General features: G+C 69.0%; 9 protein-coding genes. 3 read left to right on the top strand and 6 right to left on the bottom strand.

Annotated elements, in window-relative coordinates; all coding sequences use genetic code 11:
- Together ACR2JA_RS16270 and ACR2JA_RS16265 are read right to left on the bottom strand one after the other, a co-directional pair.
- The coding region (locus tag ACR2JA_RS16270) for an MFS transporter (RefSeq protein WP_434010118.1) at positions 1 to 659 on the bottom strand (659 nt) is incomplete at its 3' end.
- A gap of 156 nt (positions 660 to 815) precedes the next feature.
- Positions 816 to 1658 carry an alpha/beta hydrolase gene (locus ACR2JA_RS16265; RefSeq protein ID WP_434010117.1) on the bottom strand — a complete coding sequence of 281 codons (843 nt, stop codon included), beginning with the start codon at positions 1656 to 1658 and terminating at the stop codon, positions 816 to 818.
- 349 nt (positions 1659 to 2007) lie between these two features.
- Between ACR2JA_RS16265 and ACR2JA_RS16260 the strand changes: the two genes are divergently transcribed.
- Positions 2008 to 2400: a GreA/GreB family elongation factor gene (locus ACR2JA_RS16260; RefSeq protein ID WP_434010116.1), complete on the top strand. Its 393-nt coding sequence runs from the start codon at positions 2008 to 2010 to the stop codon at positions 2398 to 2400.
- An 84-nt stretch (positions 2401 to 2484) separates the two neighbouring features.
- On the opposite strand, the gene gdhA is transcribed toward ACR2JA_RS16260, so the two are convergent.
- Together gdhA and mutL are read right to left on the bottom strand one after the other, a co-directional pair.
- On the bottom strand, positions 2485 to 3828 hold the full coding sequence (gene gdhA / locus ACR2JA_RS16255) for an NADP-specific glutamate dehydrogenase (protein WP_434010115.1): 1344 nt from the start codon (positions 3826 to 3828) through the stop codon (positions 2485 to 2487).
- 142 nt (positions 3829 to 3970) lie between these two features.
- A complete protein-coding gene (gene mutL, locus ACR2JA_RS16250) occupies positions 3971 to 5962 on the bottom strand; it encodes a DNA mismatch repair endonuclease MutL (RefSeq protein ID WP_434010114.1) in 1992 nt (663 codons plus the stop codon).
- Positions 5963 to 5998: 36 nt separating this feature from the next.
- On the opposite strand from mutL, the gene ACR2JA_RS16245 reads away from it, so the two are divergent.
- Entirely contained in the window at positions 5999 to 6631 is a 633-nt protein-coding gene (locus ACR2JA_RS16245) for a DedA family protein (protein WP_434010113.1), read from the top strand.
- Between the two features lie 193 nt (positions 6632 to 6824).
- Here ACR2JA_RS16245 and ACR2JA_RS16240 read toward each other — a convergent pair whose 3' ends face one another.
- Together ACR2JA_RS16240 and tsaE are read right to left on the bottom strand one after the other, a co-directional pair.
- Positions 6825 to 8315: an N-acetylmuramoyl-L-alanine amidase gene (locus ACR2JA_RS16240; RefSeq protein ID WP_434010112.1), complete on the bottom strand. Its 1491-nt coding sequence runs from the start codon at positions 8313 to 8315 to the stop codon at positions 6825 to 6827.
- Positions 8312 to 8881, bottom strand: a complete 570-nt coding sequence (gene tsaE / locus ACR2JA_RS16235) for a tRNA (adenosine(37)-N6)-threonylcarbamoyltransferase complex ATPase subunit type 1 TsaE (protein ID WP_434010119.1) — start codon at positions 8879 to 8881, stop codon at positions 8312 to 8314. The genes ACR2JA_RS16240 and tsaE overlap by 4 nt, the downstream gene beginning before the upstream one ends.
- 12 nt (positions 8882 to 8893) lie before the next feature.
- Between tsaE and queG the strand changes: the two genes are divergently transcribed.
- A partial coding sequence (queG, locus tag ACR2JA_RS16230) for a tRNA epoxyqueuosine(34) reductase QueG (protein WP_434010111.1) occupies positions 8894 to 9725 on the top strand: 832 nt, incomplete at its 3' end.

The raw sequence follows: 9725 nt of genomic DNA, 5'->3' as shown, positions 1-9725 counted from the left end.
GGGTAGCGCACGATCTGGCCCCAGGTGCGCAGCAGCGTCAACGGCTCCAGCGCGCGGGGTTTTTTCTGCGCCAGGGTTTCTTCGAACCGCAGCGCCACCACCGCCAGTGCGATGGCGCCGAACACCGCCAGCGCCAGCAGCGTCACGCGAAAGCCGAAGTGCTCGGACAGGAGACCGCCCACCGGCGCGCTGGCACAGGCGATCACGCCCAGGCCGGTCAGGCCTTTGGACATGATGCGCGCGCCCTCGCTGGGGGCGTACAGGTCGCGCACCACCGCGCGTGCGCACATCACGCCCGCGCCCATGGCCACGCCCTGCAGCGCGCGCAGCGCGATCAGCTGCTCCATCGACACCACGAAGGCGCTGGCCACCGACGCCAGCACATACAGCAGCGTGCCCCACAGCAGCACCGGGCGGCGGCCGAAGCGGTCCGACAGCGGGCCCCACACCAGTTGCGACATGCCAAACGAGAGCAGCAGCGCGGTGAGCGTGAGCTGGGCCTGGGACAGGCTGGCACCGAAGCCCTGCGTCATGGCGGGCAGGGCCGGCAGGTACAGGTCGGTCGTGATGGGCTGCAGGCCCAGCAGCAGCGAAAGCACCAGCACGATCAGGCCGGGCGACATGCGCGAGGGCGAAGCAGAAGCGGCGGAAAAGGACATCGGGTCGAGGGTAGCAGAAGGCCCATGTCTGACCGGCGTGACGTGCCTGCGGCCAGGATGCGGTGGAACCGGCTTTGCCGGGCCGCTCGCATCGCCCCCTGGGGGTGACGCCGAAGGCGGCGCGGGGGGGCGTCAGTTCAGCGGCGCGGGGAAGGGTCACCTCATGCCGAACAGTTCGGCCAGCGCCAAGCGGTACTGCGGTTGCCCCACCGCGTTGGTGTTGTGGTGCGAGCCGCCCTCGACCAGCACGAAGCGTTTTTGCCCGGTGGCGGCCTCGAACAGCTTGCGCCCCAGTTCGGGCTTGATGGTGTTGTCCTCGCTGCCGTGCACCACCAGCAAAGGGGAGCCGATGTTTTTCACACGCTCGATGGCTTCGAAGCGCTGCGTGATCAGCGGCCCCAGCGGCAGCCAGCCCCACTTGTACGAACTGACCACGTCGGGGATGGAGGTGAAGGTGCCTTCGACCAGGGTGCCCGCCTCGTCGCCCACCTGGGCGGCCAGGTCAATGGCGATGGCGCCACCCAGCGAGTGGCCGAAGATGTAGCGCGGCCTGTCCGGGTACTGCCGGGCCAGCCAGTCCCAGGCGGCGCGGGCGTCTTCGTAGGCCATGGACTCCGATGGCAGTGTGTTCGTGCTCTTGCCAAAACCGCGGTAGTCCACCGCCAGCACCGAAAAGCCCAGTTCCTGCATGCGCCGGGCGCGGAAGGCCGAGCCGACCACGTTGAAACGGGCGCCATGCAGGTACAGCAGCACGGGGGCCTTGGGGTCCTTTTCGAAGCGTTCGTTCGGGCTCCACAGGCCGTGCAACCGGGCGGGTTCGCCGGTCTCTCTGGAGGCGAAGTGAATCCACACGTCCTGCATGCCCTGGGCAGCTTCCTCACCGCGCCACCAGCTGCGGTCGGACGTCTGGAAGATCCAGCCGCGCTGGCGTTCGTCAAGGCTGGCGCAGCCAGCCAGCAGGGCGGCCGAACACAGAACAAGGGCGATCAGGCGTTTCATGACGCTGGATGATGCGCGTGCCGTGGGAAAAGTTCACCCCAAGGGGCTTCCCGTGCGCTGGGCCGTGTGGGTGGCGGGGTATGACACCGCGGGGTGCGTCTCCTACAGTCGCGGCCATGGTTCGCCGTCCTCACCACCCTCTCATGTTCTGGTCCGCGCCGTTGGCGCTGGGCGAGCGGTGGGCGCGTGTCGACCGACCGGCCACCGGCATGCGGCGCACGGCCGCAGATTCCTGAGCCCGGCGACCACCTTCTCCTCCGTCAGCGCGACCACCGGTCGCCGGGCCCACCTCCAGCGCAACACCGTCCCATGGCCTGTCGGCCTGGGACCCGCCTTTTCTGGAGTTTTCATGTCCTTGTTTGCCTGCGGTGACCGTGTCGTCACCGAACTCGACTTCGTCCGCCTGACCAAACTGGAGACCAGCGGTGCGCCCGACGAACTGTCGGACGCGCTGGAACTGGCCGAGCAGGTGCCGTCTCCGGCGGTGCCGGCCGATGTGGTCACCATGTACTCGCAGATCCAGATCCTGGAGGACGGCACGCCGCAACCCCGCACGCTCACGCTGTGCTACCCCGACGACGCCGAGCCTGCGCAGGGCTTCATTTCGGTGCTCTCGCCGGTGGGCGCCAGCCTGCTGGGGTTGCGGGTCGGTGCTCAGGCCCGCTGGGTCACGCCCCAGGGCGAACCGCGCACGGCGCGGGTGCTGGCCATCCTGTTCCAGCCCGAAGCCAGCGGCGACTAAACCACCTGAACCCCCACACGCTCGGCGGCCGGCCACAAAAAAGGCCACCCTCGCGGGTGGCCTTGAGCATTGGTCCGTGTCGAATCAGACCACGCCTTGCGCCAGCATGGCGTCGGCCACCTTGACGAAGCCGGCAATATTGGCACCGTCGATGTAGCTGATGCTGCCGTCGGCGCGCTGGCCGTGCTGGACGCAGGCGGCGTGGATGCCCTGCACGATCTGCAGCAGGCGGGCGTCCACTTCGTCGCGCGTCCAGCTCAGGCGCATCGCGTTCTGGCTCATCTCCAGGCCCGAGGTGGCCACGCCACCGGCGTTGGATGCCTTGCCCGGTGCGTAGAGCACGCCCGCCGCTTCAAAGGCCTTGGCGGCCTCGATGGTCGAGGGCATGTTGGCGCCTTCGGCCACACAGAGCACACCGTTGGCTATCAGGGTGCGGGCATCGGCTTCGTCCAGCTCGTTCTGGGTGGCGCAGGGCAGGGCCACGTCCACCGGCACGTGCCAGGGGCGCTTGCCGGCTTCGAACTTCACGCCGGTGCGCGCGGCGTAGTCGCTCACGCGGCCGTAGTGGTGGTTCTTCACGTCCATCAGGATGGCCAGCTTCTCGGGCGAGAAACCGTCTTCGTCGACGATGGTGCCGCTGGAGTCGGACACGGTGATGACCTTGGCGCCCAGGGCCATGGCCTTCTCGACCGCGTACTGGGCCACGTTGCCCGAACCCGAGACCGAGACGCGCAGGCCCTGGAAGGACTGGCCGCGGGTCTTGAGCATCTCGTCGGCGAAGTACACCGTGCCGTAGCCGGTGGCCTCGGGGCGGATCAGCGAACCGCCGAAGGACAGGCCCTTGCCGGTGAACACGCTGGCGGCGCTGTTGGCCAGCTTCTTGTACATGCCGGCCATGTAGCCCACTTCGCGGCCACCCACGCCGATGTCGCCGGCCGGCACGTCGGTGTCCGGGCCCACGTGGTGGAACAGCTCCATCACAAAAGCCTGGCAGAAGCGCATGACCTCGGCCGGGCTCTTGCCCTTGGGGTCGAAGTCCGAGCCGCCCTTGCCGCCGCCCATGGGCAGCGTGGTCAGGGCGTTCTTGAAGGTCTGCTCGAAGGCCAGGAACTTGAGCACCGACAGCGTCACCGACGGGTGGAAGCGGATGCCGCCCTTGTAGGGACCGATCGCCATGCTGTGCTGGATGCGGTAGCCGCGGTTGACCTGCACCTGGCCGTGGTCGTCCACCCACGAGACGCGGAACATGACCACGCGCTCGGGCTCGACCAGACGGTCCAGCAGCCCCTGCTCGGCGTACTTGAGGTGGGCGGCGATGAACGGCCAGAGGCTGTCCATCACCTCGGTGACGGCTTGCAGGAACTCCGGCTGGCCCGGGTTGCGGGCTTCAACGTGGGCGAGGAAATCGTGGACGGTGGCGTACTTCATGCGGGTCATGCTCCAAATAAGTGCATGACATTATGAAAAAACCGCATTTCACTATTCAAAAGGCTCGTTAATGGTGCTTGAAGCTCATTAATGGTGCGCAACAGGGCAATTGCGAAGAATATTGCCCTGATTTGGTGCTTTCTCAGCGCCCGCGCAGGAACAGCGCGTCCAGATCCTTCATGCCCAGCTGGCGCCAGGTGGGCCGGCCGTGGTTGCACTGGTCGCTGCGTTCGGTCACTTCCATCTGGCGCAGCAGGGCGTTCATCTCGTCCAGCGTCAGGCGGCGGTTGGCGCGCACCGCGCCGTGGCAGGCCATGGTGGCCAGCAGCTCGTTGCGGGCGCGCTGCACCACGGTGCTGGCGTCGTGCTGGCTCAGTTCGGCCAGCACGCTGCGCGCCAGTTCCACCGGGTCGCCGGCGGCCAGGGTGTTGGGCACGGCGCGCACCGCCAGGGTCTTGGGTGAGAACGGCACGATTTCCATCCCCAGCTGCGCCAGCACCTCGGCCGCGGTTTCGGCGGTGGCCACCTCGTCGGGCGTCGCGGCAAACGTGGCCGGGATCAGCAGCGGCTGGCTGCTGACCTGGTGCGCGTCCAGCTGTTGCTTCAGGCGCTCGTAGACGATGCGCTCGTGCGCGGCGTGCATGTCCACCACCACCAGGCCGTGCGCGTTCTCGGCCAGGATGTAGACGCCGTGCAGCTGCGCGATGGCGCGGCCCAGCGGCCATTCGCCGTCGGGCAGGGCGGGGGGGTATGCGGGGGCTCCCGCGGCGGGCGCAGGGGTGTCCGATGGCGTCGGGGCCCAGACGGTGGCGGCTGGCGCGGGCGCGGTCCAAGCCGGGGGGCTGGTCGTGTCCCGCCCCCACAAGGCACCGATATCGCTCACCCGCTGGCCGACCTGCGGCGCATCCGGGCGCCAGGGCAGGGGTTGCTGGCGCGGCACCGGGCTCAGGAAGGACGACGCAGCGGTGTCGGTCGGGGTGGCGGCGGACGGCGAGGTGTTGACCGGCAGCGCCTGCGCCGAGCGCGGTGCGGCCAGCGCGCCTTCCACCGCGTGGCGCACGGCCTGGTGCACCTCGCGGCTGTCGCGAAAGCGCACCTCGATCTTGGTCGGGTGCACGTTCACATCCACCCGCGTCGGGTCGATGCTGACGTACAGCGCGTACACCGGCTGGCGGTGGCCGTGCAGCACGTCTTCGTAGGCGCTGCGCGCGGCGTGGGTGATGACCTTGTCGCGCACGAAGCGGCCATTGACGTAGGCGAACTGCCAGTCGCCGCGCAAGCGCGCCGCGTCGGGCACGCCGGCAAAGCCCCAGACGCGCAGGCGCTGCTGGCCGCCGGCGGTGGCTTCTTCGCCTGGCACGTCGCTGGCCGGCCAGTTCACCGCCACGGCGTTTTCAATGAACGCTTCTCCCAGCACGTCGGCCAGGCGGCGGCGCAGCGCGTCCAGCAGGTGCTCGCCCCCCGCCAGGTCGGGCGCCACGGCGCGCCACTGCGCGACCAGCTTGCCGTCGTGCCAGATGGCAAAGCCCACCTCGGGCCGGGCCAGCGCGTGGCGGCGCACGGCTTCGATGCAGTGGGCCAGCTCGGTGCTTTCGGACTTGAGGAACTTGCGCCGCGCCGGCGTGGCGAAGATCAGATCTCGCACCTCCACCGTGGTGCCGCGCGCGCGGGCGGTGGGTTGAAGCTCACCGCTGCGGCCGTCCAGCAGCCAGCCATGGGCCGAGCCTTCTTCTGTGCGGGTCAGCACCGAGACTTCGGCGATCGAGCAGATGGCGGCCAGCGCCTCGCCGCGGAAACCCATGGTGTCCACGGCTTCCAGGTCGTGCAGGCTGGCGATCTTGCTGGTGGCGTGGCGCTTGAGTGCGGTGGGCAGTTCCTCGCGCAGGATGCCGATGCCGTCGTCTTCCACGCTGATCAGGCGGATGCCGCCGGCCTGCAGCCGCACGGTAATCTGGCGCGCACCGGCGTCCAGCGCGTTGTCCACCAGTTCGCGCACCACCGATGCGGGGCGCTCGACCACCTCACCGGCCGCGATCTGGCTGATCAGCTCGTCGGGCAGTTCCTGGATGGGGCGGCGGATGGGGTGGCTCGGGGCGGGATGGAAGGCGTTCACCCCGGCATTGTAGGAAGCCATCCAGCGCCCCCAGTCCAGCCCGGATAATCCCGGCCCATGGAACTCATTGCCTTCTTGATCGACTTCATTCTGCATGTGGACCAGCACCTGCAGGCCTTTGTGCAGGCCTACGGCGCGTGGGTCTATGCCCTGCTGTTCCTCATCATCTTTGTCGAGACGGGGCTGGTCGTCATGCCCTTCCTGCCCGGCGATTCGCTGCTGTTCATCGTCGGCGCGCTGTGCGGCGCCGGGCTGATGAGCTGGCCGCTGGCCACCGGCCTGATGCTGGTGGCCGCCATCCTGGGCGACCAGACCAACTACAGCATCGGCCGCTACTTTGGACCCAAGGTGTTTCAGTGGGAAGACTCGCGCTTCTTCAACAAGAACGCCTTCAACCAGGCGCACAACTTCTACGAACGCTACGGCGGTGTGACCATCATCATCGCGCGCTTCATGCCCTTCATCCGCACCTTCGCGCCCTTCGTGGCCGGGGTGGCCGAGATGACGCGCAGCAAGTTCACCGCCTACAACGTGATCGGCGCGTTCCTCTGGGTGGTGGGCCTGACCACGGCGGGCTACTTCCTGGGCAACCTGCCCTTCGTGCAGACCCACCTCTCCAAGTTCATCTGGGCGTTGATCATCGTGCCGGGTCTGATCGCCATCTTCGGCGCGTGGCGGGCAAAGAGCTGACCCCCCCGCGCCGCCTGCGGCGTCACCCCCCAGGGGGCGGCACTGGCGGCCCGGCAAAGCCGGTTCCGCGGTGCCCTGGACCAACTCCCCTTCCGGCGCGACGTGTCTGCTTTGAGGATGCGGTGGAACCGGCTTCGCCGGGCCACTCGCATCGCCCCCTGGGGGGTGACGCCGCAGGCGGCGCGGGGGGGGGTCAGAGCGCGCGCGAACGGGCCAGCGGCGGGTTCGCCGCGAAATAGCGGGTGATGCCGCGCATCAGCGCGTCGGCCAGCCGGTCCTGGTAGGCCTCGTCGCGCAGGCGCCGCTCTTCGTCGGGGTTGCTGATGAAAGCGGTTTCCACCAGCACGCTGGGGATGTCCGGTGCCTTGAGCACCGCGAAGCCGGCCTGTTCCACCTGCGGCTTGTGCAGCTTGCCTACGCGCTTGACCTCGCCCAGCATCGCGCTGCCGAGCTTGAGGCTGTCCTTGATCTGAGCGGTGGTGCTCATGTCCAGCAGGGCGCGCTGCACCGTGACGTCCTTGGCCTTGACGTTGATGCCGCCCACCAGGTCGGCCGCGTTTTCCTTGTTCGCCATCCAGCGCGCGGTGGCGCTGCTGGCACCTTTGGTGCTGAGGGCAAACACGCTGGCGCCGGCCGGTTCCGGGCTCATGAAAGCGTCGGCGTGGATGCTGATGAACAGGTCGGCCTTGACGCGCTGGGCCTTCTGCACCCGCACCCCCAGGGGCACGAAAAAGTCGGCGTCGCGCGTGAGGTAGGCGCGCATCGGGCTGCCGTTGACGCGGGCGGTGTTGATGCGCTCGCGCAGCTTGAGCGCCACCTGCAACACCACGTCTTTTTCATACGTGCCGCCAGGGCCGATGGCGCCAGGGTCTTCACCGCCGTGGCCGGGGTCCAGCGCCACGATGATCAGGCGTTCGGTGGCCTGGTCGTTGGCACTGTCCGGTGTCTTGGCGTTGCCGGCGCTGACCGTGGCGCCCGCGCCGTCCCGGTCACCCTTGGGGTGGGGCGTGCTGGCGCTGGCCGTGGGGCTGGGCAAGGGTTTGCCAGCCGGGGCGGCTGCGGTGGGGGACTTCGCCCGCTCGCGCTGCGCGATCAGGGCGCCCAGCGGGTCGGCTGCGTCGGGCACGGTGGGGTTCAGCGGCCGGGGCGTGCTGCCGACCAGACCGGTCTCGTGCCCCAGCAGCTGCGCCGCGCGTTCGCTGGCCTCGTCGATCTCTTTGAGCCGCTGGGCGATCAGCTGCTCCAGCGGGTCTGCCTGCACCGAGGGGTAGAGGTCGAGCACCAGCCGGTGCTGGTACGCCGCCACCGGCTGGAGGCTGAACACCTGGGGCCGGACCGCCTGCTTGAGGTCGACGGTCAGCCGCACCAGCGAACCGCTGCCTTGCGCCACCCGGATGGCCGCGATGTTCGGATCGCTGCTCTGGAGCTGGGCCACCAGTTCGCGCAGGCTGGGCACCAGGTCGATGCCCTCCAGGTCCACCGCGAGCCGCGTGGCGCTGGCGTTGACCGTGTGCACCTTCAGCGCGCCGTCGGATTCGATGGTCACGCGCGTGTAGTCCTGCGCCGGCCACAGCCGCACCGCCACCACGCTGGCGCCGCGCGCCAGGTGGTGCGCGCCCAGCAGCAGCACCAGCGAACCGGCCTGCAGCAGCCGGCGACGGCCGGTCGAGGTGATGGCGTTCATGCGGGCAGGGCGGCCAGCAGGCTCTGCCCGGCGGGCGTGAAGGCGGTCAGGCGCACCAGGCGCGCATCGTCGTGTTCGGGGTCGGTCTGCATGGGGTCGGGTTCGATGTGCAGTTCGGCATCCACCGGCGGCATGAAATTGGCGGCCCGCTCGGGCCATTCCACCAGCTTGAGGCCCGGGCTGGCGAACAGTTCCCGGAAGCCCGCGTCCTCCCACTCGCGCGGGTCGGTGAAGCGGTAGAAGTCGAAATGCCAGATGGCCAGGGGTTTGCCCGCGGGCATCAGCGGGCAGTCGATCGCGCTGTGCGGCTCCACCACCGCGTAGGTCGGGCTCTTGATGCGGCCGCGCACGCCCAGCGCGCGCAGCAGGTGGCGCACAAAGGTGGTCTTGCCTGCGCCCAGGTCGCCCTGCAGGGTGAGCGTGGCGTGCGCGATGGCCGGGCAGGCCGCCAGGCGCCGCGCGAAGGCCTCGGTCGCGGCTTCGTCGTCCCAGCGGCCACGCCAGACGGCGCCGCCCTCTGCGGGTGGCGTTCCTACAATCGGCGGGACATGATGTCCGGACTTGATGCTGCTCAATTGATGGTGAAGGTTCAGGCCTGGGGCCGGGAGCTGGCATTGTCCCAAATCGGCGTGGCCGGGGTGGACCTGTCTGCCGCTGAACCGGGTTTACTGGCCTGGCTGGACGCCGGCTTCCACGGTGACATGGCCTACATGGCCAGCCACGGCCTCAAGCGCGCGCGCCCGGCCGAGCTGGTGCCCGGCACCGTGAGCGTGATCACCGCGCGGCTGGACTACCTGCCCCAAGACACGCCGGACGACTGGACCGAGGTCGAACGCCAGCGCCTGGCCCGTCCTGGCGAGGCCATCGTGTCCGTGTACGCCCGCGGGCGGGACTATCACACGGTGCTGCGCAGCCGGCTGCAGAAGTTGGCCGACCGCATTGCCGCAGAGATCGGCCCTTTTGGTCACCGCGCCTTCACCGATTCCGCACCTGTGCTCGAAGCCGAGCTGGCGCAGCGCAGTGGGCAGGGCTGGCGCGGCAAGCACACGCTGGTGTTGAGCCGGGAAGGGGGGTCGATGTTCTTCCTGGGCGAGATCTATGTGGACCTGGCCTTGCCGGCCAGCGAACCGGTCAGCGAGCACTGCGGCGCCTGCAGCGCCTGCATCGATGTCTGCCCCACCCAGGCCATCGTCGCGCCGCACCGGCTGGACGCACGCCGTTGCATCTCTTACCTCACCATCGAACACGCCGGACCGATTCCCGAAGACCTGCGCCCGCTGATCGGCAACCGCATCTACGGCTGCGACGATTGCCTCGCGGTGTGCCCGTGGAACAAGTTCGCGCAGGCCGGCCGCGAGGCCAAGCTCGCCGCGCGCGAAGCATTGCGCGCGCCCGATCTCGCCGCATTGT

The organism is Hydrogenophaga sp. (assembly GCF_051007235.1).
Classification (GTDB): Bacteria; Pseudomonadota; Gammaproteobacteria; order Burkholderiales; family Burkholderiaceae_C; genus Hydrogenophaga.
Note: the sequence above shows the minus strand (reverse complement) of the source record. Positions and strands in the feature narration are given on the sequence as shown.